Below are 22940 nucleotides of genomic sequence, written 5' to 3'. Positions count from 1 at the left end.
ATTGATAAAACATAGGGTTACGGTGCTTATGGGGGGGAATTAGCGCTTATTGATAAAACAGCGGGTGCGAGATAAGGCAAAAAATGGCAATAAATGTACAAAAAAAGTGCAAGATTGGTTCTTTTTTCTAAACGTTCCCGTGAGGTTTGACCTGAAAAGCATTGAATTAACTGTGGGCAATCAGGTCGTTGATGGCGTTAGAGATCAGGGTTTTCTTCACCAGCGTGTCTGTTACTGGTTGTTCAAACCAAAAGCTCATCGGCTGGTCATAACCAATGCCATGCATGTAGTTATACAGCGCCTTACGTAACCCTTCCCCCAGCATGTCGTGGTCGGTCCCCGTCGGATCGGTGAAATCCACATCGTTTTCCGCGAATAAAATTTCCGGGCGCTCGGCCAGCGTGATGCCAAATTCCTCAGGATGAATGCCAATCGGGCTGTGAGCCGTGGCCGCGAAGCGATGCCAAAACGCCGACTGGAAACAGCCTTGCTTCATCATCTGGCGTACCATTTCCAGAGAGTCGATGGTTTCTTGCTCGGTTTGGGTCGGGAAGCCATACATCAAATAGGAATGCACCAGAATATCCGCATCGCTAAAGGCCTTAGTCACACGGGCGACCTGTTCGACGCTGACGCCTTTTTTCATCAGCTTTAGCAATCGGTCAGACGCCACCTCAAGACCGCCACTCACCGCGACACAACCGGAATCCGCCAACAACTGGCAGCGTTCTGGGGTAAAGGTTTTCTCAAAACGAATATTGCCCCACCAGCTGATCACCACACCGCGTTCGATCAAACGTCGTGCCAGTGCAAACAACGCCTTTGGCGGCGCCGCTTCGTCGACAAAATGGAAACCGGTTTGTCCGGTTTCTTCGATGAGTTCTTCAATGCGATCCACCAGAATATCCGCCCCAGCGGCATCGTAGCGGTCGATATAATCCAGCGTCACATCGCAAAAACTGCACTTACGCCAGTAACAACCGTGGGCAATGGTCAGCTTGTTCCAGCGGCCATCACTCCAAATGCGGTGCATAGGGTTGAGCATTTCACACAGGGAAAGGTATTCGCTTAATGGCAAGCCATCGTAAATCGGCGCGGCCACATCGGTTTGCGGAATATCGTGCAGCTCAGGGTTTTCATTGTAATGCACATAGGGCAAGCCATTGTCGTCTTCCGCGAGGAAGTAAGTACGCACCAGATCGTCTATTTCCCGTTGTCCGTCAAAGTATTCTAGCAGTGTCATAAAAGGCCGTTCGCCATCATCCAGACAGATAAAATCGACAAACTCAAACACACGAGGGTCTTTTAACGCCCGTAATTCCGTGTTCACAAACCCCCCGCCCATTACGATAGGAAGGTCAGGGTTAATCGCCTTACAGGTTTGCGCAATACGCAAGGCACCCAGCATATTACCGGGAAAAGGCACGGTTAACGCCACCACACTGGGTTGGGTTTCTTCCAGATACAACTCGACCAACTGTTCCAAAATTTCAGAACTGAAACTCGGCTCACCCATTAGGGTGTCGTAGAGATTATCAAAACTCGGATTCGCCGCCGCCAAACGCTCCCCATAACGGCTGACCTCAAAATACGGGTCAACGCCCTGGGTAATCACCGCTGACAAATCATTAATAAACAGGGTCGCCAAATACTTGGCTTTGTCTTGCACCCCCAAACTGCCAAAGGCGGTTTTCAGAATATCGCCAGACACGGCTTCCATCTGACTAATGGCATCAAAGGCGGGGCCTTCTGGTAAAAAACGACGGGACACAATACGTAGGGCAAGGCTTGGGTCTTTACCCTGTAAAAAACGGATTACAGGTTCTACACACAGGCGGTAACGGTCAAACTCGGCGAGAAAAGTGTGGATCACATCGGGCAGTTCATCGTCGTCAAAGGCTTCGAAATTGTCTTCCACATGCTGACGGATAATATCCAGCGCAGGCGCCGTCATCATCTCAAGAAACAACTCAATCGCCGGGTCACGCTGCACCGCCTCATAACCACGCGAGCGTAAAAAACCCGTTAAATACGCCGTCGCGGGATAGGGCGTATTTAACTGCGTCATCGGTGGGGTCATCAGAAGAACCGTCATAGCCTGCCTTGCGTGTAACAGCGGATAAAAATAAGGCTGCATTCTAGCATTTAAAAAGGGACAGAACTCTTTAATTATCAAGGATTGGGGTTAAATAATCAGGGCCAAGTTGGCGCATTTGCCGTTCCACCCACGCCACTCTTTTACGAAGGTAAGCGGTTAAATCCTGTGGGTCTCGGGTACGTGGGCTGGGCAAGATGATTGCCAGACGGGCGGCTTGATTATTGGTGATATAGCGCGCCGATTGACCAAAATAATACTGACTCGCCGCTTCGACACCGTAAATGCCCTTACCAAACTCTGCCACGTTTAAATACACCTCTAAAATGCGCTTCTTACCCCACAGCGCTTCAAGGCCCACTGCCAAACCCGCTTCCAGCCCTTTACGAAGTAAACTTCGACCCGGCCATAAAAACAGATTCTTCGCGGTTTGTTGGGTAATCGTACTGGCACCACGCATACCATCGCCATCACCTTGTTGGCTAAGTACCTTACTAATGGCGTTACTGACTTCCAGAAAATCGACACCGAAGTGATCAGGAAAACGCTGATCTTCAGCGGCCACCACCGCCAACGGCACATACGGCGGCAACTCATCAATACTTATCCAGTTTTGGCTAACCGGATAATCGCTTTGCAACATAAAGGCCGTCGTCGGCGGTGGAACAAAGCGAAGCACTAGCAAGCATAGAACCAGCAACAGCAAAACACGCCACGTGACCCGCCATGCCTTACTGAGAAAACTTCGTCTGTATCTTGCCATTCAATGCCTCTTGTTGGGCTAAAAGGGGTCAGATCCCTTAAAAATAAGGCCAATATTAGCGGCGACCTACGCAGGTGTTTAAGGGATCTGACCCCTTTTAGACGGCCTGCCCTGTCTATCTTGTCCTACTTTTTGCTGTAGTCGTTGTTCAATACTTTCTTTAAAATAGTTATCGCCAAGTGGTGTTCCCGTTTGCCAAGCATTGTGGATAGAAACTGACTCGCTGGTCTCTTGATGATGTTCAAATAAAGAGAGATAGTTGTGTGTTCTCTCTTCAAGGTTACGGCCCAGGACGTTATAGCTTGAATGGGGCGTGATAAACGAAAACTGTTTTGCTCCACTATTGTGATGAAAACTAGACCAAGGATACAAGACTGGATGCTCAACCATTTGTGCTCTGACAGGGTTAAGCTCAATATAACGCATCACCGCTAAGAAGTAGCGATCTGATTGAACTAGGCTACTTTTAAAACGCCCTTCCCAAATAGAGCCACTACGTCCGTATTTATGATTTACAAATGGCACATATCGTCGTCCGATATGTTGCATAAACTGGCTTACACCGGTTCCAGATTGAGCGGTTAACAAGATATGGACATGATTCGTCATCAATACAAAAGCATGAATAGCGACTTGGTATTGCTGCGCGGCTTCCTTCATCCAAAAGGCGTATGCCTTGTAATCTTCCTCTTCAAAGAAAACAGGGGCACGAGACGCGCCACGCTGAACCACATGTACGGGAATATTTGGCAAAAAAAATCGCGGTTTTCTTGGCATCTTTTCCTCCATGAAGAGAAACCATGTGTGTACGATTATCTTAAAGGGGTCAGATCCCTTAAACAATAGTGATGTGAACAACTGCTAACGGAGTGGTTTTTTAAGGGATCTGACCCCTTTAATTGAAGACTGACTCCGAGAAAGCAAGCCAACCCTCCATTGACCCTTTTCCTGTCTTGCTCTACCATTCCTCTTGCACTGGCAAAATCCAGTGCCGGGTTCACAACCCCGTTTTCACAGCGGCTAAAAACACGCAGCGCGTGTTTTTTTATGGCCGGAGTCCGCCTGTTATGGTGGGTCTTTGTTTGGGCTAGCTTCGGCTAGGCCGTTCCTGTGACGGTTGTTGTGACTCGGACTTAGACCCACCACCCTTTAAGTTCACAACCTTAAAGTGTGGTTAGAACTATTTCACAGGAGGCCATAGATGGCTACGCAATTGATCCCGCTTTATACTTGTTTACTGAACGAGCGCCCCACCGATACGGTGAGTGCCCGAGACCTGTATTCCTTTCTGCAACTCAAGCAAGACTTCACCCATTGGATAACCTCGAAGATAAACAAGCTTCGCTTTGTCCGTGGACAAGATTTTATTCTAGTCGATAATCTGATTCGGCCCACACCGCACATCGCGCCGACTAGGGTGCAAAAGACCAAGGATTACTTCATCAACCTCGATATGGCCTACGAAATGTCGATGGAAGAAAACAGTGATCTAAGCCGACAAGCCAGTGACTACCTTAGAACCTGCGATACCCCACAAAATCGATACCTACCGAAACCACCGCTTGCGGCTCAACTTGACCCCAGCAGCCTAGAGGCTTATCAACAACTGAACAAGATGGCCCGCGATATGAGCTTAGGCAGCGAACCGACCGTGGTGCCGGCCGCGAAACTGCGTCATATGATCCGAGTCATTCGCTTTTCTCAACAGAGAACGGATGAACTGAGAATGGTCTTACATGGCGTGAATGACAGCATAGAAAGCCTAAAACACCATGCTAATAACCATTTCTTAGATGGCTAAGTCGGCGCTGAAACGAGTTCAGGTCCCTTAAAATAAGGCTTAGGTTAGCGACTTAAGGGGCCTGTTTTTTTTGCTTCTAGCCCAAAATATTTGAATTCTTGTATACCCATCCTTTAAACGATACTCTTTCAAACAATATAAAAATATTGCATGTAATGATTACTCATTATTGCTTTTCTGCATTGCAAGTTTCTAGTAAGGGACCTTAATGACTAAACTTTCCCTCAGATCGGTTCTCATTTTTCCTTACGTGGCGCTGATCATTTGTTTGGCGCTTGCGATTGGTCTGCTGTCTTACAATACCGGTAGTCATGCCGTTAAGACGGTCTCCGATCATTTATTGAAAGAAACCGTAAGTCGTTTAAGCCAAGCCATAGATCGGCATGTAGTGGGTTCTGTTGCGGCGCTTGAAACGGCTTTCCCAGCGGGAATACCTGTTTCAAAAGATATTCAAACCGATTTGGAACAGATTCGCACGCGTTTATGGATGGCGTCTTCCTTGTATTTAGACCCAAATAATTATGTTTATTATGGCAATAGGGCAGGCCAAGCGATTGGGCTTTTTCGCAAGTCCATTGATTCCGGCGAGCTGAGGGTAAAGTTTGATCCCGATGAGCACCGAACTTTTTATAAGGTGAATGGGATCGACAGTGAGCCTGAGTTTTCGTTAATAGAAGATAAGAACTTTGACCCCAGAGTAAGGCCATGGTTTCAGGCGGGCTGGAACAGCTTGAATGACATTTGGACGTCTGTTTACATTGATTTTGGCACTCACAACTTGGTTGCTACGAGAGCTCGCCGTATTCAAAGTGAAAATGGTGAGTTTGAAGGGGTGGTTGCGACCGATATGTCTCTGCAATCGTTAAATGATTTTCTTGGCAATATTGATATTTCCGAAAATGCGATTTCTTTTATCATAGAGCCCAACGGGATGCTTATTGCTTCATCCCATAGCCCTAATATTATAACAGACGACAATGGATTTAATATCAGGGTCGCCGCCGATGACAGTGGCAATGCCTTGCTCTCGGCTGTTTATTTGAAAATAGCGCCGTTAATCTCTGGGGGCATGGAGAACCTTAAGCCTGAAAGCTTTAGCTTTACTGATGAACAGAATAGAAATATCCATGTTGCCTACAATAAATTCGAAGATAAGGCCGGGCTAAAATGGATTAATGTCGTCGCCATTCCGAGTGAAGACTTCATGGAGGGCATCAAAAAAAATGTCTATCAGACGGTATTTCTGGGTATTTTCGCCACGGTGCTTGTGGCGGTTATTGGGTTGATGATCTTGCATTGGGTGGCTAAGGATCTGAATATTTTATCGTATGCCGTAAACCGGGTTGCCAGTGGTTACCTTGAAAAGCCAATTAACATTCAAAGAAACGATGAAATAGGCGACCTTGCGAAGAATTTTTCAGCCATGCAGACAAGGCTACATACCGACTACCTTACGGGGTTACCGAATCGATATGCTTTTGAACAGCGTTTAAAGGCAACGATCGAGAAAGGGGTGCTAACAAACCGGATAAAACCTTTCACTGTGTTGTTTTTTGATCTCAATGACTTTAAACGAATCAATGATGTATTTGGTCATGATGTGGGCGATCAAGCATTGAAAGAGTTTGCGTTAAGGCTAAAAAATACCATTTCTTCGAATGACTTGGCGGCCCGCTTTGCGGGTGATGAATTTGTCGTCATATTAAATAGCGTACAGGATGAAAACGCGTTAGATCTTACTATTCAGAAAATTGCAGAAACCTTGTCAGAGCCGCTTGAATTATCTGGGTCACGGAAATTCAATTTAGGTGCCGCAATTGGCGTTGCCCATTACCCTGAAGATGGCGTTAACGTAGAAGATCTGCTTATTGTGGCAGATAAAAAAATGTACACGAATAAAGCAGATGCTAAGAACGATGGCGCTCGTTCTTAGCGGACTCCTTTTCAATTCCCCTCTTTTGACTGCCCCCTTTTGCAAACTGTAATTTTGTGTAAGTGTTTGTTCTAAGGCGTAAATGGCGCTATCTCTTGCTAGAAGGCAATGGCTTTATTTTTTAACCTAAAAATGGATGTTTAAGTACGATGGATTTATTAAATAAGAGTGAACAAAAAATTGCGATCATCGGAGCGGGAGTGTCAGGCATTGCGGCAGCGAATGTTTGGAAAAAATGTGGTTATAACGTCACTATTTACGACGCCTCTGACAAGATAGGTGGCCAATGGAATATGACTTACCCCGGTGTCAGTTTGCAAAATACCGCACCTCAGTATCAGTTTTCAGAGTTCCCTTGGCCATTTGAAACCGACCGCCATCCCACAGGGGAAGACGTATTAAAGTACCTTGACGCGGCTGTCGAGGTTTTTGATCTGGAAGTGAAACTAGGGACGAAAGTGACTAAGATGGTCACGGATGAAAGCGGTTGGCAGTTAACCTTTGAAAATGGCGAAACAAGCCAGTTTGCCTATGTCGTCATCGCAACAGGGCAATACCCCGGTGGCGATGAAAAGAGAAAACCGCGCTTTAAAAACATGGACTTGTATCAGGGCGATATTATTACCAATATTGATTCTAAAGCGGTGTTTAAAGACAAAGAGGTGGCGGTGGTTGGCTTTGGGAAAACCGCGCTTGATTTTGCGACATGGAGTGCCGAAGACGCCAAGAGCACCAAGCACATTTTTAGAACACCACGCTGGACCATTCCTGATTATCTATTGGGTGTCGATTACACCAGACCATTTTTTGCCCGGTTTGGCAGTGACATGATGACGTCATGGGGACACAGCACCTCAGTGCAAAAATTCCTACACAATAAGCTCTCTTTTTTTGTAGAGGGTTTTTGGCGTTTTATGGCCTCTGTGTTTTTGTTTCAACACCGTAGAGATGCTAAGTTGGGGTCGATCGATAAAAGTGTTTTAGATGTGGTGATGCCACCAAAGTCACAATTTGTTGCCGATTTTAGAAGCGCTTCTGCACTGGCTCCCAGACGCTATTTCGAATTCATTGCTCACCAAAAAATAACGCCCTATCGCGGGGAAGTGTCGGAATTTTATGAAGATGGCATTGTTTTATCCGATGGTAGCAAGGTTGAAGCCAACCTTGTTTGCCTGTGTTGTGGTAATGAGGCGCCGAGCTATGGATTTCTGCCAGAAGAGTATGCGCAACATTTAAACGTGAATGGTGGGCCGTCTCTGTATCGGCATCAAATTGACCCGAGGATTCCTAATCTAGGGTTTGCTGGCTATAACCACGGTTTTCTGCACATCGCGCTGGTCGAGATGGGGGCCTTATGGCAAATCGCCGCCCATGAAAAATCCATTCAGTTACCGTCTCAGGAAGAGATGCTCGCTTCTGCGCAAAGGGTCACCCAGTGGAAGATGAAACACTCTTCCTACGAATCGACGTTTAACATTGCGGTGAATACCAGATACCAACAACATCTGGATATCCTCTTGCAGGATATTGGCGTTTCCCAGTGGCGGAAATTACCGAATGTGTTTGCCGAAGCGTTTGTGCGCTATGACCCGACGGACTACAAGGGCGTGGTAAAAGAATATTTGCTGCAAAGTGAAAAACGCAAAGCGCAGGGTAAAGTAAAACATGTGATGGCGGTGGATGCTTGAGTCATCAACTTTAATAAAAGGGATCAGGCACTTTTAGGTCTGCCCCCTTTTTTCTAATTAACTCCTGAAATAAGCTTAATGCGCCTCGTCCCAGTTGTCTCCAACCCCCGCTTCTACCAATAACGGTACGTCGATTTTGCTGCTGTTTTGCATGATGTCGACGATGTTCGCTTGGGCGGTTTCTAGGTCTTTTTCGGCCACTTCAAAGATATATCCATTATACAAAGTTAAAATTATTCATTTTCTTTTTTTAAATTTTGGATTTCCTTCGCTGTGCGAAAAAACAAGAATGTAGTCAGTAGAGTAATAAAAAAACTGAAGAGAAAAAAATAAAAGCTGTAGCTTTTTCCTATATGTTTTTCGTACCGATCATTGTAAATATTTGAGAGTCCAGAATAGACAATAGTTAATTTATCACCGAGTTTAGGAGGGTTATTTATATAGCGTTTTACAAAGCTACCATTAACCATTGAATTGTTTGTGCTCATGAACGAATAGGAGATGTTTAACTTGTCAGGGCTATATGGATTTTTCTCTATATGAAAAATTTGCGCATCACTTTTATTGAAGCTTGCCTCAATCATAGCATAAGAAAGTGCATCGTCGAATGTATAAGCAGCGAATAAGCATGCGAATACAGAAAACGATAAACATAACTTGTATTGCTTTTTTAGCCAGTAGCTTCTAGTTGTTTTTTGGTTGAACATGATTCCCTCTTTTACTGAAAATATTGTTTATTTGTAAAATGAACAAATTTTTCTGTAGGTTTTACAAGCAGAGGTTTTAGCTCCGCCTGTGTTTCCCTTTATATGTAATTAATGCGCCTCGTCCCAGTTGTCTCCAACTCCCGCTTCGACCAATAACGGTACGTCGATTGTGCTGCTGTTTTGCATGATCTCGACGATGTTCGCTTGGGCGGATTCTAGGTCTTTTTCGGCCACTTCAAAGATGAGTTCATCGTGTACTTGCATGATCATTTTTACGTCTAGGTCGGTGTCTTGTAACCAGTCGTGCATTTTGATCATGGCACGTTTGATTATGTCGGCAGCGGAGCCTTGCATGGGGGCGTTGATCGCGGTGCGTTCGGCGGCTTGGCGCATCATGGCGTTTTTCGCTTTGATGTCTGGCAGGTACAAACGGCGACCATAGAGGGTTTCTACGTAGCCTTTTTCTTTTGCGCCTTCGCGGGTGTTTTCCATGTATTGCTGTACGCCCGGGTAACGCTCGAAGTAACGCTTAATGTAGCGGCCCGCTTCTGGGCGGCCTATGCCGAGTTGTTTGGCTAAGCCAAAGGCGGACATGCCGTAAATAAGGCCGAAGTTGATGGCTTTGGCGCGGCGGCGTTGTTCGGTGGTGACCTCCTCTAGGCTGACTTCAAAGACTTCGGCGGCGGTGGCTTTGTGTACGTCGGCGTCTTTTGCGAAGGCGTCGAGTAAGCCTTTGTCTTGTGACAGGTGGGCCATGATGCGCAGTTCGATTTGTGAGTAATCGGCGGCGATCAGTTTGTAGCCCTCTGGTGCGATGAAGGCTTGGCGAATACGGCGGCCTTCGGCACTGCGAATGGGGATGTTTTGCAAGTTCGGATCGGTCGAGGATAAACGCCCCGTGGCGGTAATGGCCTGATGGTAAGAGGTGTGAATGCGGCCGGTTTTTTGGATCATTTCCGGTAGCTTGTCTGTGTAAGTGGATTTGAGCTTAGACAAGGTGCGGTGTTCCATGATCAAGCGCGGCAGTTCATGGTCTTGCGCCAGTTCTTGCAAGATAGGCTCGGCGGTAGAGGGTTGGCCTTTGGGGGTTTTCTTAATGACTGGCAAGCCTTGCTTTTCAAATAGGATGACTTGCAGTTGCTTAGGGGAGCTTAGGTTGAAGCTTTCCCCTGCTTGTTCGTGGGCTTTTATTTCCAGTTCTTGGAGTTTGCCGGCAATTTCGGTGCTTTGGATGTGCAGTAAGTCGGGGTCGATTAAGGCCCCCGTTTGTTCCATATTCGCTAAGACGGGAATCAGTGGGCATTCGATGTCTTTAAAGATGCTGACTAATTCGGGGGTTTTCTCGACGTTTGGCCAGATGGCTTGGTGAAGGCGCAGGGTGATGTCGGCGTCTTCGGCGGCGTAAAACGCGGCTTGTTCTAGGTCGATTTCATTAAAGGTTTTTTGCTTTTTGCCTTTGCCGGCCAGTTCTTCAAAGCTTACGCAGGTGTGGTTTAGGAACTTTTTGGCTAGGGTGTCCATGTCGTGGCGGGAGCTGATGGAGTTGTAAACGTAAGACTCCAGCATGGTGTCGTAGGCGATGCCGCGTAAGGTAATGTCGTAGTTGTTCAGTACGTTGGCGTCGTATTTTAGGTGTTGGCCAACTTTTGCTTGGCTGTCGTTTTCTAGCCAAGGCTTGAGCTGGGCGAGTACCCAATCACGGTCAAGTTGTTCTGGTGCGCCTTCGTAGTCGTGGGCGAAGGGCACGTAAGCCGCTACGCCAGCCTCTACACAGAAGGATACGCCCACCAGTTCTGCCGCCATGTAGTTGAGGCTGGTGGTTTCGGTATCAAACGCGGTGATGTCGGCGGCTTGAATTTTTGCCAGCCATTGGTTGAAGGTGTCTTTGTCGAGTACGGTGTCGTAGGCCACTTCTATGTTGGAGGCGGCTGGGGTGGCTACTTGGCCTTCGCCGTCTGTTGCATCGTCGCTTGCGGTGTCACTTGGGTCTTTGTCCAGTTCGGCAATCCAGCGTTTGAATTCGAGCTTGGTGAACCATTCTTTTAAGGTGTCTTTATCGGCGTCGCCATTTTTCAGTTCTAGGGCGTTAAATGGCAGTTCTACGTCACACTTGATGGTGGCTAGGGTGTAGGACAGTTCGGCCATTTCTTTGTTGTCTTCCATTTTTTGTTTCATGGTTTTAGAACCACGAAAGCCCAGCGCGGCGATCTCATCTAAACGCTTGTAAATGTCTTTGATGCTGCCCAAACCTTGCAATAGCGCGAGGGCGGTTTTTTCCCCTACGCCGGGTACTCCGGGGATGTTGTCGACTTTATCGCCCATGAGTGCGAGGTAGTCGATAATGAGTTCTGGGGGTATGCCGAATTTGTCTTTTACGCCTTGTATGTCCATTACGGTGTCGGTCATGGTGTTCACTAGGGTAACTTTGTCGGTGACCAGTTGCGCCATGTCTTTGTCGCCTGTGGAGACGATGACGTCTCGGCCTGCTTCGCCGACTTGTTTGGCTATGGTGCCGATCACGTCGTCAGCTTCTACGCCGTCTATGATAACCAGTGGCAAACCCATGGCTTCGACCATGCGGTGGATGGGTTCAATTTGTGGGCGTAGGTCGTCCGGCATGGGCGGGCGTTGTGCTTTGTATTCGCTGTAAATCTCGTCGCGGAAGGTTTTGCCCTTGGCATCAAAGATGATCACCATGGGGGAGTCTGGGTAGCTTTTGATGAGGCTGCGGATCATGCTGATGACACCGCGGGTGGCGTTGGTCGGGTGGCCGTCGCTGGTGCTCATGGGTGGGATCGCGTGGAAAGCTCGGTACAGGTAAGATGAACCGTCTACCAAGACCATTGGGGATGTTTGTGTGGATGAATCCGTAGCCAAAATAAAACCTCTGTCTAAATAGGGCGATAATTGGAATCTATTCTATGTGTTTGAGGGATTTTTTGCAGTGAAAAGGGCAATTAATCTGTACTTTGCCCTTGGCTAGGATTTTCAGTGAGGGTATCTGTATAAAGAATAACTTGGTCGCGGCCGTTGGCTTTGGCGAAATAGACGGCGGTATCCGCTTCTTCCACCATGGTGGTGAAATTCGCCGCTTGATCTATTCTGGATGCACCAATGCTGGCGGTGATTTTACCCACGTTTTTGTAGGGCAATTGGCTAATGGTATTTCTGAAGGTTTCCCCAATAGCAGTCGTCTGGTTGGGGTTAACGATCACCATAATGAATTCTTCACCACCCCAGCGCGCCAAAGCGTGCTCCTCAAAATAGACAGTACGTAGGCGCGAAGCAAATTCGACCAGTACATGGTCGCCAGTAGTATGACCAAATTTATCATTGACGCTTTTAAAGTGGTCAATATCAATGAGCAGTACACTTAATTTTGTCGTTGGGTCTAGGTGGCTTAGCCAGTTTTCTAGGCCCCGTCGATTGTAAACATCCGTCAAAAAGTCTCGGTCTGCCTCGGCTCTAGAATGTTGTAGGTCAAAGGATATTTCATCCATGTATTGTTTGATGCTGCGTTGGTAAGGGATGATCAACACCACAAGTAAGCTTGCAGGACCAAATAGAAAGAGTAGGTCATAACCGCGTGGTGTTTGTAGTTCTTCTGGGTGAGTAAACAATAACAGTAGAACGGGAAACGCATTGAGTGACCAGGTGATGACGACAAGTTTGTTGAGTCTTTCTGGCAGCATTAGCAAAATTAAGGTGGTGCTTAAAATGATCATGCCTGAAACAGGGGGGAACATTTCCACAAACAACCATTGGTTTTGCCAAGCGCCAATAACGAAATATAAGGTGTTGGGTACGGATGTGATGAGCATTATGCCACCATAGGCATTGATAACTTGATGGATTCTCTTTTGGGGGTTGTTAAATAAATAGAGAAGTAGGACGAGGTGCAGGGTCGTAAGAATCAATGGTTGAAAAGAATGAACCACAAAGGGGGTTGAGTAAACATTAAACAACACTGTATAAATGCAACTCGCTAAAATAGTGACAATCAGTAATCGATAGGTTGCAGGTATTAAAATGTGGTTTTGGTCGTTGCCGCTCGTCATTTCAAAATGCTCGTTATTCCGCTTAGTTTTCTTATGCTTTAAATTATATACACGTTATCAACAAATGCTGTTGTTTCTTCGTGAAGAAATAGCTCTGTTGGGCAGGGGAGAGGAAGAATCGCGGCGGATTTACACGGAACGAATTGACCTTTTGTCGCTTATTGTGGAGCATAGGCGTTTCTTGATACACACCCTCTTTTTTTGACATCAATAGGTAGAAACTTGGCTGTTTACACTTCCCTTTCTGACTCCGACATGCGCGCTTTAGTGGCCGATTATTATTTAGGTGAACTGGTTTCTTACCAAGGTATTTCTGGCGGTGTTGAAAATACCAATTATTTTGTTAATACCACCACGGGTAAATACGTTCTTACTTTGTTTGAAGAGTTTGAATTTGACGAAGTCCCTTACTTTTTGGATGTGGTTGCCCACCTTAAGCACAAAGGTTTTAACGTGCCTGCTGCCTTGATCGATATTCATGGCGAGCGTTTGCGTATGGTGAATGAACGTCCAGCTATCATGGTGGATTGTTTTTCTGGTAGTGAATTGAAAACGACCAATGAAGCCACCTGTAAGGAAATGGGCGCGGCCTTGGCTAAGCTGCATATTGCTGGCGAGGATTTTCCACAGCACAGAGAAAGCCATCGTGGCGTGGCGTGGTGGCATGCGACGAGTCAGTCTATTCAATCTGAGTTAGAGCCAGAGCAGGCGAATTTGCTGTTATCACAGATCGCTGAATTTGATGATTTCATGGCCGACCATGCGGATTTACCGAAAACCACCATTCATGGGGATTTGTTTTATAACAATACTTTATTTGATGGTGAAAGCCTGTCTGCGATTATCGATTTTTATAACGCTTGTCATTCTTGGGTGATGTATGATTTGGCTATTGTGGTGAATGATTGGTGTTCTGATATGACAACGGGAGAGCTGGACATGGCTAAGTATCGTGCGTTGTTAAAAGCCTATCTTTACGAACGTGAACCAAGCGCTGAAGAAGTCGTAGCTTGGCCTTATATGTTACGCATTGCCGCTTTGCGTTTTTGGCTGTCACGTTTAGAAGCTTGGCATGGTGCTAAGCATGACCCTGAACGTTTAGCACAACAACATGATCCACTTGAGTTTCAGCGCATTTTAGAAGCTCGAGTTCGATATACGCCAACCTTGGAGGTGTCATGATTATGCGTCACTTAGTGTTCTTGTGTTTAAGCCTCTTATGGGCAAGCAATGTGTTGGCTCATCCCCATGTTTGGGTCGATTCTCAATATCGTGTCAAGGTGGATGAACCAAGTATAGAGCGTATGGAAGCGACCTGGGGATTGGATCTTTTTACTTCAACCAGCTTGATTGCGGAATACGACCTTGATTCCGATGGTGAATTTACAGGCCAAGAAAAAGTCGAGATGGTCGAGGTGTTAAAAAGCTTTGAAAACTATGGTTATTTTATCAAAATGAAGCAAGATGGTACGGATATTACGCCTAAAGCTGTGGATGTTTTGGATGTGCGTATTCGAGATCAAATGATCTGGATTCGCTTAGGTATTGAATTACCATCGGCCATTGATTTGACGACGTCTAGGTTAAGTTTCGCTTTTGGCGATGATGAGCTGTATTTTGCCATGGTGCCGTTAGAAGAAGGTTTAATGAGACTCTCTGGACGCTGGTCTGAAGCTTGTACGCCAGTGAGCCGTGAGGCAGAAGAGGTGTCGGTGGAAGAGTGGGTGGATCTGAGCTGTAAAGCTTAAAATGAGTCCGCATTCGTTGGGTTTGTTCGTTTTTTTCTGAATTAGGGCGTCCTATGTTAGAGCATTTTCAATGGTTCCCTTTTTTGGCTGCGATTACGGTACTGACCATGAGCCCCGGTGTGGATACCATTCTTGTGATGCGCAATGCAGCGGCAGGTGGCTGGCGTTTAGGTTTTTTGACTAGCTTGGGCATTTGCATGGGCTTGTTTGCTCATGCGACTGTTTCTGCCTTAGGGCTGTCGGTGATTCTATTGGGCTCTGCCGGCTTGTTTACTGCTTTTAAGTTAGTTGGTGCAGCCTATTTGGTGTATCTTGGTGTGCAGGCGTTACGTAGTGGGATAAGGTCAAAAGAGCTGACTTTTACTGACGCCAAGTCGCCAATCACGATGACGTCAATGGGCAGTTTTCGGCAGGGGCTGTTGTCGAATGTATTGAACCCTAAGCCGATTATTTTTTATATGGCGTTTTTGCCGCAGTTTATTGATCCGAGCCATTCGGCGTTGGCTCAATCTCTCTTTATGGCCACCCTTCACTTTACCCTAGCGATGGTGTGGCAAACGTTTCTGGCTGTTATGGTCCATAAAGCTCGGATATGGCTTGCGCGACCAAAAGTAGCGCAAGTGTTGGATAGCCTAACTGGCGTATTGCTGGTCGGCTTTGGTGTAAAACTGGCATTGAGTCAAAGGTAATCCCGTATGATTTTGTGTCATCTATTGAGTCACGTTCATGATAAGTTTATTGATCTCCACTTGGATTAAGTTCTTTTTCCTATTCGCTCCTTTTTTTGTGTTGTCTATGTTCTTGGCGCTAACCCGTGGAGAAAGTTCTGCTTCCCGTAAGCAGGTAGCGAATAAGGCCATTATTGCTTCGTTAGCGATTTCCTTGGTGTTGTTGTTTTTTGGTGGTGCTTTGTTTTCAGTACTGGGTATTACCTTGGATTCGTTTCGTATCGGTTCGGGTATTTTGTTGTTTTTATCGGCTTTGAGTCTGGTGAAAGACGGTACACGTAATCATGCCGTTGGTATGCCGAGTGAAGAGCGTGATGATGTGTCCGTGGTGCCTTTGGCTGTGCCGACTATTATTGGTCCTGCCACCATAGGGACGATTCTGGTGTATGGTGCAGAATTACATGGTTGGGAACTGGTGATGGGCATTTTGGGGCTGTTACTGGCTTTGCTCTCTTTGGCTGTTATTTTGTATTCAGGGTCTTTAATTGAAAAAATGCTCGGTCGAACGGGTTTGAATGTGTTGTCAAAAATTACCGGTTTGGTATTGGCGGCTATGGCATCGCAAATTTTTATGGGCGGTGTGATGGGCTTTTTACAGCCTATCAGCAGTTAATCTTTCGTATTAAATGTGGTGTATCGGGACTGTGGCTTCTCCTTAGGGTATGAGTGTTATATCATAACAATATTGCATTCTAAACTTAAGTGAGAGCCATTATGGCGAAGAACGCCGCTTTTATTCTTTTCTCTTTTCTGTTTTTTCATTCGCCACTGTATGCCGCGATGGACATAGCAGCATACCAAGATTTCATTCAATGGGTGATTTCCCAGCAGGCAAATTTTCATCGTGAACTGGTGACCCTAGTTCGTTCTATTAGTAAAAGCGGTAGCCCTATTTTGTTATGGGGATTGATTACTACCAGTTTTTTCTATGGTGTGTTTCATGCCGCCGGCCCCGGCCATGGTAAAGCGGTGATTTCCGCTTATATGTTAGCCAGTAAAGCACCACTTCGTCGTGGGATCAGCTTAGCTTTTTTGTGTGCTGGGGTTCAGGCCTTGATGGCAGTGCTGGTGATTGTGGTGCTGAGCCAGGTGTTTTCTCTCGCTGGCAAGGCGATGCAGATTAGCCGTTTTTTTGAAGTGGCGAGCTTTGCGGCGGTGGGCATGATAGGTGTTTGGATGCTGACCCGTCTGTCCCGTGGCAAATCGAGTTGTGGGCACGACCATTCCCACGACCACGACCACGACCACGACCACGACCACGACCATAGCCATAGCCATAGCCATGGCCATGGTGTGGCCTGTAGTCATTGTGAAGAAGAGCAAGCGGTATTGAGCCCTGAAGCCATATTAGCTGAGAAAAAAACGGCGCGCCGAGGCTTATGGGCAATGGTGCTCGCGGTAGGGGTTCGTCCCTGTACTGGTGCTGTTTTGGTTCTGTTGTTTTCTTTGAGTGCTGGTATTTTTCAGTGGGGCTTGGCGGCGACTTTTGCTATGGCATTGGGTACCGCAATCACTGTGTCGGCATTGGCCGGGGTGAGTGTTTTTATACGTGATACGGGTTTTGTATTGAGTAGTGGGCAAGATAAATGGCGGCGTACGTTGTCCCGTGGCTTTGGCTTTTTCGCGGCGTTTGTCTTGATTTTTATTAGTGTCTCCATGGTTTGGAGTTACATAGATAATGCAGGACGGGCCTTTTAATGGATCATCAAGAGTCGCATACACATAGCAGCCATAATCATAACGATTGTATTGAGACGGCATTGGCAACCGCAGAAACCCTGTGTCTTGAACAGGGGCAACGACTAACAAAAGTACGGCGACGAGCGCTGGAGTTGATTTGGCAAAGCCATCGCCCTTTAGGAGCTTACCAACTGTTAGCCAAGTTAGCTGAGGAGGGGTTTAATTCTGCTCCACCAACGGTTTATCGGGCTTTGGATTTTCTGCTGGCGGCGGGACTGGTGCATAAGGTGGAATCCATGAATGCCTATTTAGGTTGCGCCCATGCGGATAAACCACATAAGGGCTATTTTTTGATCTGTGATTCTTGTCATAACGTGATGGAGTTTGATTACCAAGATGTGCATACCTCATTACTAGAAAAGGCGGCGCGACATGGTTTTGAGTTACGTGCTGAAACGATTGAGTTAACGGGTCTTTGTGCCAAATGCAAAATGGCGAGCACGGGAGCGAATGCATGAGTACGCGATTAGTCGCTTTTGAAAAAGTCGGTATTTCTTTTGATGATCGTGTCTTGCTTGACAGTATTGATATGGTCATTAATGAGGGCGAGATCGTTACCCTTATTGGGCCCAATGGCAGCGGTAAGAGCACCTTAATTCGCACCTTGTTAGGCTTACAGGTGGCAACTCGCGGTCAAGTGGTTCGTCATAAAAAGTTGCGCATCGGTTATATGCCACAGAAGCTACATATTGACCCTACCTTGCCTTTAACCGTGAAGCATTTTTTGGCCCTAGTACGTGGGGTGGATAAGAGCGAGATTCGTCCCACCTTAGAAAAGCTGGGTATTGCCTATTTGATTGAGTCCCAAGTGCATGTTTTGTCCGGTGGTGAGACGCAGCGCGTATTGCTGGCGAGGGCCTTGTTGAACCATCCTAATTTGCTCGTGCTGGATGAACCTGTACAAGGCGTCGATGTGAATGGTCAAGTTGAGCTTTATAACTTGATTGAGGGGATACGCGACGAGCTGAATTGCGGTGTCTTGATGGTTTCCCATGATTTGCATTTGGTGATGGCGAAAACCGATACCGTGGTGTGTATTAATCAACATGTGTGTTGTTCTGGCACACCGCAACACGTTACTGGTCATCCGGCCTATCAAGCTTTATTTGGCGTGCCCGGTGCGGATGAATCCATTGCCATATATGCCCACCAACATGACCATGTCCATGACGATCATGGTGATGTTTTATCTAATGACGACGGTTCTCATAGCCATTGTAATCATCATTAAGCGCGTCTTCGCTAGCGGATTTTGGAGCAAGTTATACTATGTTAGATCTTTTACTCAGAGCCTTGTTAGGTGGATTGGGTGTGGCCGCAGTCGCAGGGCCATTAGGGGCTTTTGTGGTTTGGCGCCGGATGGCGTATTTCGGTGATACGCTGGCGCATTCCGCCTTGTTAGGAGTAGCGTTGGGTTTTTTGCTCGATATTAACCTTAACCTTGCCATCATAGTATTGTGTGTGGGGTTGGCGTTGGTGTTAGTTACCTTGCAGAAGAAGCATATCATTGCCACGGACACCTTGTTGGGGATTCTGGCCCATTCTGCCTTGTCTTTGGGGTTGGTGGCGGTGAGTTTTCTCGACAATATTCGCATCGATTTAATGGCGTACTTATTTGGTGATTTATTAGCGATCAATCAAACGGATTTATATTGGATTTACAGTGGTGGGATTGCTGTGATTACCTTGCTAGTGGTGTTTTGGAAGCCGCTATTGGCGATGACAGTGAATGAAGAATTGGCAAAAGTAGAAGGCTATCCGGTTGAGGCGATCCGTTTGTTGCTTATGTTGTTGGTTGCCTTAGTGATTGCCGTTGCGATGAAAATAGTAGGCGTTCTGCTGATTACTTCTCTGATGATTATTCCTGCCGCTACGGCGCGTAAATTGTCTAACACACCGGTGCAAATGGCGTCGATGGCGAGTGTTATAGGCTGTCTTGCTGTGTGTGGTGGTCTGTGGGCCTCTTATCGCTGGGATACGCCAACTGGACCGAGTGTGGTGGTATGCGCTGCTATGCTGTTCTTAATTGCCTATACGGTACCATTTAAGCGACGACGTTAATTTTTTTTGGATCTAAAAAAAGCCACTTTTGATGTGGCTTTTTTAGTGTCTTTAATTTATGTCTGTGTCTGTAATAAGATTGGATAATACTCCGTCAAATGTGTTTAGCTTAGATGTTATAGATTTGTCATCAATGGAATGTTCAAAAAGAGGTTGTTTATGCCAGGTTTTACTAGTATTCGAGGTCGTCTCAGAACCAGCTATGTTGTGTTGCTTACTATGCTGGTGCTGGTGATACTTTTATCAGTTTCTCGTTTCCAGCTTTTGTCAAAGAACATTCGCGGCATAGTAGATGAAAACGCGGCGTTGGTTGAGTTAACGGGTGAGTTAAACGTCAACGCTGAAAGTTTAGCGAGTCGTTTGTTATTGCTATTTGTACTGGAAGAACGAGACGCTAGGGTTGAGATTTATAAAGAGATTGATCAGCGTAATAAGAACCTAGACGATAGCTTAGAAAAAATGGGTGGGTTAGTTCAAACAACGCAAGGTAAGGCATCCGTTGCGGCATTAAAGACTCAGCGTCAGGTTTATCAGGCGGCGCTGCAAGCCACGGTTGAGGCGTTAGAATTTGGCGAGCTTGCTGATGCAAAAATGCTGATGGCGGGCACCACTCGTGATGAACTGCAAACCTTTTTGACACAAACAAATGTCTTAGCCGTGCAAGAACGGGAAATGATGCAGTCACGTCAGCAAGAAGTATTGTCAGAATCTGAATTGGCAATTTGGTTGATTGTCGGTGTTGGTGTTTTGGCTATTTTGATTGGCATTATTATGTCTACTTTCATCACTCGCAGTATTGTGATTCCTTTAGGCTATGTTGTTGCCTTGTTGGATAAATTTGCTCGAGGTGATCTTTCTCAGTCGATTACTTTAGTGCAGAAAGGTGAAATTGGTCAGTTGTTGGACAGTGTTAAACGCATGCGTTCTAGCTTGGCTGGAGTGATTGAAAAAATTGATAGTAGTGCGAAAACTGTAGTGAGTGCAGTGAATGATATCCGTATCAATGTTGATGATGTGCATGAAGGTTCGAATACTCAAGCGGCCATGGCAAATGATATTCAAGGTTCGGTTGGTGAATTATCTAATGCAGCCCGTGTGATGGCGGAGCATGTCAGTGTGTCACGCAACCAAGCAGAAGCGGCCCATGACTTAGCGAAGCACGGTAAGGCCGTGATTACTTCGGCCGCGACAGATATTACGGCGGTCGCGGCTTATATCGAAGATACGTCACACTCTGTAGCTGAGTTGAATGAAAGTGCGAGCACAGTGACCAACTTTGTTAATAGTATTCGAGATATTGCAGAGCAAACCAATTTATTGGCACTCAATGCGTCGATTGAAGCGGCTCGTGCTGGAGAAAGCGGTCGAGGGTTTGCCGTGGTGGCGGATGAAGTTCGCAACCTAGCGACGAATACGGCGGATGTAACCTCATCTATTGATACAGTTATTACTAAAATTGGTAGCTTATCTCTGCAAATATCCAATGAGATGGTCGAAGGCCAAGAGAAAATGCGTCATGGCGTGGCGCAGATTGAAGATGTCGTTGCACCTTTGAGCCAGTTAGAAGCGGACTCAGCTAAGTCGCTCGAAAGCTTAGATGGCCTGTCTCAATTGGCTCAGCAACAGGCCGGCGAAGCCAATGACATTGCTGAGCACGTTACTCGTATTGTGGAAGTGACGGCGAATAATGAGACAACGTCAAATCGCTTAAGTAAACTTACTGATGCTCTGTCTGGCGCGGCGGAACAAACCCATGAAGCAACGTCAACCTTTACTTTACCAAGTTAGTGTTGGGCCTCCTATAGCATAAAGACAAGGCAGTATTAAAAACCACTTCAGAAATGAGGTGGTTTTTTTTGTTCTATACGACAAACATTAATGATTATTAATAAAGCCAATACGTCATTTTGTTGCGAATAGTTATCATCTTCATTAGTCTCTCGACATTAAAGTGATACGTCGGTGGATGGGTGAGGGTTGAAGTGATTAAAACGGTTCTATTCGTTAAGGTGCTATCGGCATGTAAGCGGGCTCTTGCTAGGCTATGCAAGACGCAAGCTAATGCTACTCATCCTTCCTTTCTTAAAGACCAATCCGGTGCCGTGGCACCCTTTGCTGTTCTGGCTTTAGTTGGCGCTCTGATTGCCATTTCTTTTGCCGTTGATACCTCTCGAATGATCAACAGTTCTGCGCAAGTGAAACGGGCGACGGATGCCGCCGCCATGGCGATAGGCAATATTGAGCTACGCAGTGGCAATGAGGGCAAGTTGTCTGACTTGCAAACCGTGGCCTATGGCTATGTGAAAAACAATCTGGGAATGGATGCTGAATTGCTCGGTCAAATAGCACAAAGCCAGATCAGGGTCTCACGGGGTAAGTCTGATAATGGCGTAACCTATTCGGTGAGCGTGACATTAAATGCCCAGTCCGCTTTGCTCGGTGCTGAAGAAGTCGGTCAGGTGATTTCCTCTACGACGGAAGTGGTCACTCAGGATACCGAAGTGGCTTTAGTGATACCCAACTCTGCGGGGTCTGCATCGTCAGCCAACTTATCGGCTCTGCACGAATTAAGTAAAGATTTTATGGGTGAACTGGATGTGGAGGGTGGAAATGTATGGTTTTCACTTATTCCTTTTATGTCATCGGTCAATGTATTCGATCCAGATGACCCGGATCGTATTCATCGTTGGTCTAAGGAGGGTGCGTTAAATCCTCCAGCGCTGCGTAGTCTTTTTAGGACAGGTAAGTTAAGAAGTCTAGCCGACCCAAGGGCGCCTGATGTTATTACTCATCGCCTTTGTATGTTTCGTGGCTTGGGAGTAGGAGAAAATGCTTTCTGGGATGAGCCTCCGACGAGTCAATTTGGCGTGTATTACAGTGCTGGTAGTGCTGGCAACCAGCCGTTTGTTAGGCCGGTAATTTCTTGGGATGGTCCTAATCCTGTTGTTTGGCCTGACCCTGCCGTAGGTGCTCGTGAAATTTGGCCGCAGAAGGCGTGTCCAATTGCTCCTTTACTGCCCCTTACCAGTGACGTTGATAAGCTTGACGCGCGTTTTGCTCAAATGCAGCCAGTAGATGCAACCTATAACAACCTTGCCATTGCCATGGGGTGGGCGGGTTCTAGCTTGGCTCCGAATATGCGTGGTGCCGCAGGGTGGGGGGACAGTAAATTGCCATTAGATTTTAACGAAAGTGTAAAAGCGATTGTTGTGCTGTTTGATGCTGATGATTACTCAGGAGATACAAATGGCTACAACCGCGGCAGTTTGGGTTCTAACGGTAGTGGTGCAATTGGTCTTTATGGTGTTGCTCAAAGACGTTTCCGAGATTTATGTCGAGATTTTCGCAGTAAGGATATTAAGTTTTTCATGCTTATCGCTTTCCCTTCCGGAGAAGTAGAAGGACCGGTCGGTAACGAAATTTCAGATCTCTTAGATGGTAGGTTTGGGACTGAGGCGGTTCCAAGTCTTCAGACTTGTACCGGAAATGGTGGTGCCTTGTATGCGATTAGCTCGCCTAGTTTTTCTGAGGGGCGCAGTCAGTTCAAAAAATATTTAAAAACGGTTGCTGGCAAGATTCGCAGTAACTATTACGTTCGCTTAATCAACTAACGAGAGT

General features: G+C 46.5%; 20 protein-coding genes. 13 read left to right on the top strand and 7 right to left on the bottom strand.

Annotated features, from left to right (window positions below; genetic code table 11):
* Positions 1-166: 166 nt before the first annotated feature.
* The 3 genes from I8J31_RS00630 to I8J31_RS00620 all read right to left on the bottom strand — a co-directional run bounded on the left by I8J31_RS00630 (position 167) and on the right by I8J31_RS00620 (position 3635).
* Complete coding sequence (locus I8J31_RS00630; protein ID WP_199466251.1) at positions 167-2095, bottom strand: B12-binding domain-containing radical SAM protein; 1929 nt, start codon at positions 2093-2095, stop codon at positions 167-169.
* A gap of 70 nt (positions 2096-2165) precedes the next feature.
* Positions 2166-2858 (bottom strand): monofunctional biosynthetic peptidoglycan transglycosylase, encoded by a 693-nt coding sequence (mtgA, locus tag I8J31_RS00625; RefSeq protein ID WP_199466250.1) that lies wholly within the window; start codon positions 2856-2858, stop codon positions 2166-2168.
* 78 nt (positions 2859-2936) lie between these two features.
* Positions 2937-3635, bottom strand: coding sequence for a transposase (locus tag I8J31_RS00620; RefSeq protein WP_199466249.1), 699 nt, complete (start codon positions 3633-3635; stop codon positions 2937-2939).
* 424 nt (positions 3636-4059) lie between these two features.
* Between I8J31_RS00620 and I8J31_RS00615 the strand changes: the two genes are divergently transcribed.
* The 3 genes from I8J31_RS00615 to I8J31_RS00605 all read left to right on the top strand — a co-directional run bounded on the left by I8J31_RS00615 (position 4060) and on the right by I8J31_RS00605 (position 8280).
* A complete protein-coding gene (locus tag I8J31_RS00615) occupies positions 4060-4659 on the top strand; it encodes an antA/AntB antirepressor family protein (RefSeq protein WP_199466248.1) in 600 nt (199 codons plus the stop codon).
* Between the two features lie 208 nt (positions 4660-4867).
* A complete protein-coding gene (locus I8J31_RS00610; protein ID WP_199466247.1) occupies positions 4868-6592 on the top strand; it encodes a sensor domain-containing diguanylate cyclase in 1725 nt (574 codons plus the stop codon).
* A gap of 149 nt (positions 6593-6741) precedes the next feature.
* On the top strand, positions 6742-8280 hold the full coding sequence (locus I8J31_RS00605; protein ID WP_199466246.1) for a flavin-containing monooxygenase: 1539 nt from the start codon (positions 6742-6744) through the stop codon (positions 8278-8280).
* Positions 8281-8355: 75 nt separating this feature from the next.
* Here I8J31_RS00605 and I8J31_RS00600 read toward each other — a convergent pair whose 3' ends face one another.
* The 4 genes from I8J31_RS00600 to I8J31_RS00585 all read right to left on the bottom strand — a co-directional run bounded on the left by I8J31_RS00600 (position 8356) and on the right by I8J31_RS00585 (position 13045).
* On the bottom strand, positions 8356-8505 hold the full coding sequence (locus I8J31_RS00600; RefSeq protein ID WP_199466245.1) for a hypothetical protein: 150 nt from the start codon (positions 8503-8505) through the stop codon (positions 8356-8358).
* 8 nt (positions 8506-8513) lie between these two features.
* Positions 8514-8987 (bottom strand): hypothetical protein, encoded by a 474-nt coding sequence (locus I8J31_RS00595; RefSeq protein WP_199466244.1) that lies wholly within the window; start codon positions 8985-8987, stop codon positions 8514-8516.
* 108 nt (positions 8988-9095) lie between these two features.
* Positions 9096-11831 (bottom strand): DNA polymerase I, encoded by a 2736-nt coding sequence (gene polA, locus I8J31_RS00590; protein WP_199466640.1) that lies wholly within the window; start codon positions 11829-11831, stop codon positions 9096-9098.
* 113 nt (positions 11832-11944) lie between these two features.
* Entirely contained in the window at positions 11945-13045 is a 1101-nt protein-coding gene (locus I8J31_RS00585) for a GGDEF domain-containing protein (protein ID WP_199466243.1), read from the bottom strand.
* Positions 13046-13267: 222 nt separating this feature from the next.
* Between I8J31_RS00585 and I8J31_RS00580 the strand changes: the two genes are divergently transcribed.
* The 10 genes from I8J31_RS00580 (at position 13268) to I8J31_RS00535 (ending at position 22933) form a co-directional block, all read left to right on the top strand.
* Positions 13268-14227, top strand: coding sequence for a homoserine kinase (locus I8J31_RS00580; RefSeq protein ID WP_199466242.1), 960 nt, complete (start codon positions 13268-13270; stop codon positions 14225-14227).
* Positions 14224-14793, top strand: coding sequence for a DUF1007 family protein (locus I8J31_RS00575; protein WP_233402520.1), 570 nt, complete (start codon positions 14224-14226; stop codon positions 14791-14793). The genes I8J31_RS00580 and I8J31_RS00575 overlap by 4 nt, the downstream gene beginning before the upstream one ends.
* 53 nt (positions 14794-14846) lie before the next feature.
* Entirely contained in the window at positions 14847-15482 is a 636-nt protein-coding gene (locus I8J31_RS00570; protein ID WP_199466241.1) for a LysE family translocator, read from the top strand.
* A gap of 40 nt (positions 15483-15522) precedes the next feature.
* Complete coding sequence (locus tag I8J31_RS00565) at positions 15523-16134, top strand: MarC family protein (RefSeq protein WP_199466636.1); 612 nt, start codon at positions 15523-15525, stop codon at positions 16132-16134.
* A gap of 101 nt (positions 16135-16235) precedes the next feature.
* Positions 16236-17219 carry a nickel/cobalt transporter gene (locus I8J31_RS00560; RefSeq protein WP_199466240.1) on the top strand — a complete coding sequence of 328 codons (984 nt, stop codon included), beginning with the start codon at positions 16236-16238 and terminating at the stop codon, positions 17217-17219.
* Complete coding sequence (locus I8J31_RS00555; RefSeq protein ID WP_199466239.1) at positions 17219-17719, top strand: Fur family transcriptional regulator; 501 nt, start codon at positions 17219-17221, stop codon at positions 17717-17719. Before I8J31_RS00560 ends, I8J31_RS00555 begins: the two co-directional genes overlap by 1 nt.
* Positions 17716-18492: a zinc ABC transporter ATP-binding protein ZnuC gene (gene znuC, locus I8J31_RS00550; RefSeq protein WP_199466238.1), complete on the top strand. Its 777-nt coding sequence runs from the start codon at positions 17716-17718 to the stop codon at positions 18490-18492. Before I8J31_RS00555 ends, znuC begins: the two co-directional genes overlap by 4 nt.
* A 38-nt stretch (positions 18493-18530) precedes the next feature.
* Positions 18531-19322, top strand: a complete 792-nt coding sequence (gene znuB, locus I8J31_RS00545; protein WP_199466237.1) for a zinc ABC transporter permease subunit ZnuB — start codon at positions 18531-18533, stop codon at positions 19320-19322.
* Between the two features lie 159 nt (positions 19323-19481).
* Entirely contained in the window at positions 19482-21110 is a 1629-nt protein-coding gene (locus tag I8J31_RS00540) for a methyl-accepting chemotaxis protein (protein ID WP_199466236.1), read from the top strand.
* 194 nt (positions 21111-21304) lie between these two features.
* Positions 21305-22933: a TadE/TadG family type IV pilus assembly protein gene (locus tag I8J31_RS00535; protein ID WP_325101153.1), complete on the top strand. Its 1629-nt coding sequence runs from the start codon at positions 21305-21307 to the stop codon at positions 22931-22933.
* Positions 22934-22940 lie beyond the last annotated feature (7 nt).

Origin of the sequence: Marinomonas transparens (assembly GCF_016463975.1) — a bacterium.
GTDB lineage: Bacteria > Pseudomonadota > Gammaproteobacteria > Pseudomonadales > Marinomonadaceae > Marinomonas > Marinomonas transparens.
This window is presented reverse-complemented; position numbering and strand designations above follow the sequence as displayed.

What these genes read in the sequence shown, in the direction of transcription:
- I8J31_RS00630 (WP_199466251.1), bottom strand. Translation starts at nt 2,095, where the DNA reads ATGACGGTTCTTCTGATGACCCCACCGATGACGCAGTTAAATACGCCC.
- mtgA (WP_199466250.1), bottom strand. Translation starts at nt 2,858, where the DNA reads ATGGCAAGATACAGACGAAGTTTTCTCAGTAAGGCATGGCGGGTCACG.
- I8J31_RS00620 (WP_199466249.1), bottom strand. Translation starts at nt 3,635, where the DNA reads ATGCCAAGAAAACCGCGATTTTTTTTGCCAAATATTCCCGTACATGTG.
- I8J31_RS00615 (WP_199466248.1), top strand. Translation starts at nt 4,060, where the DNA reads ATGGCTACGCAATTGATCCCGCTTTATACTTGTTTACTGAACGAGCGC.
- I8J31_RS00610 (WP_199466247.1), top strand. Translation starts at nt 4,868, where the DNA reads ATGACTAAACTTTCCCTCAGATCGGTTCTCATTTTTCCTTACGTGGCG.
- I8J31_RS00605 (WP_199466246.1), top strand. Translation starts at nt 6,742, where the DNA reads ATGGATTTATTAAATAAGAGTGAACAAAAAATTGCGATCATCGGAGCG.
- I8J31_RS00595 (WP_199466244.1), bottom strand. Translation starts at nt 8,987, where the DNA reads ATGTTCAACCAAAAAACAACTAGAAGCTACTGGCTAAAAAAGCAATAC.
- polA (WP_199466640.1), bottom strand. Translation starts at nt 11,831, where the DNA reads ATGGTCTTGGTAGACGGTTCATCTTACCTGTACCGAGCTTTCCACGCG.
- I8J31_RS00585 (WP_199466243.1), bottom strand. Translation starts at nt 13,045, where the DNA reads ATGACGAGCGGCAACGACCAAAACCACATTTTAATACCTGCAACCTAT.
- I8J31_RS00575 (WP_233402520.1), top strand. Translation starts at nt 14,224, where the DNA reads ATGATTATGCGTCACTTAGTGTTCTTGTGTTTAAGCCTCTTATGGGCA.
- I8J31_RS00570 (WP_199466241.1), top strand. Translation starts at nt 14,847, where the DNA reads ATGTTAGAGCATTTTCAATGGTTCCCTTTTTTGGCTGCGATTACGGTA.
- I8J31_RS00560 (WP_199466240.1), top strand. Translation starts at nt 16,236, where the DNA reads ATGGCGAAGAACGCCGCTTTTATTCTTTTCTCTTTTCTGTTTTTTCAT.
- I8J31_RS00555 (WP_199466239.1), top strand. Translation starts at nt 17,219, where the DNA reads ATGGATCATCAAGAGTCGCATACACATAGCAGCCATAATCATAACGAT.
- znuC (WP_199466238.1), top strand. Translation starts at nt 17,716, where the DNA reads ATGAGTACGCGATTAGTCGCTTTTGAAAAAGTCGGTATTTCTTTTGAT.
- znuB (WP_199466237.1), top strand. Translation starts at nt 18,531, where the DNA reads ATGTTAGATCTTTTACTCAGAGCCTTGTTAGGTGGATTGGGTGTGGCC.
- I8J31_RS00540 (WP_199466236.1), top strand. Translation starts at nt 19,482, where the DNA reads ATGCCAGGTTTTACTAGTATTCGAGGTCGTCTCAGAACCAGCTATGTT.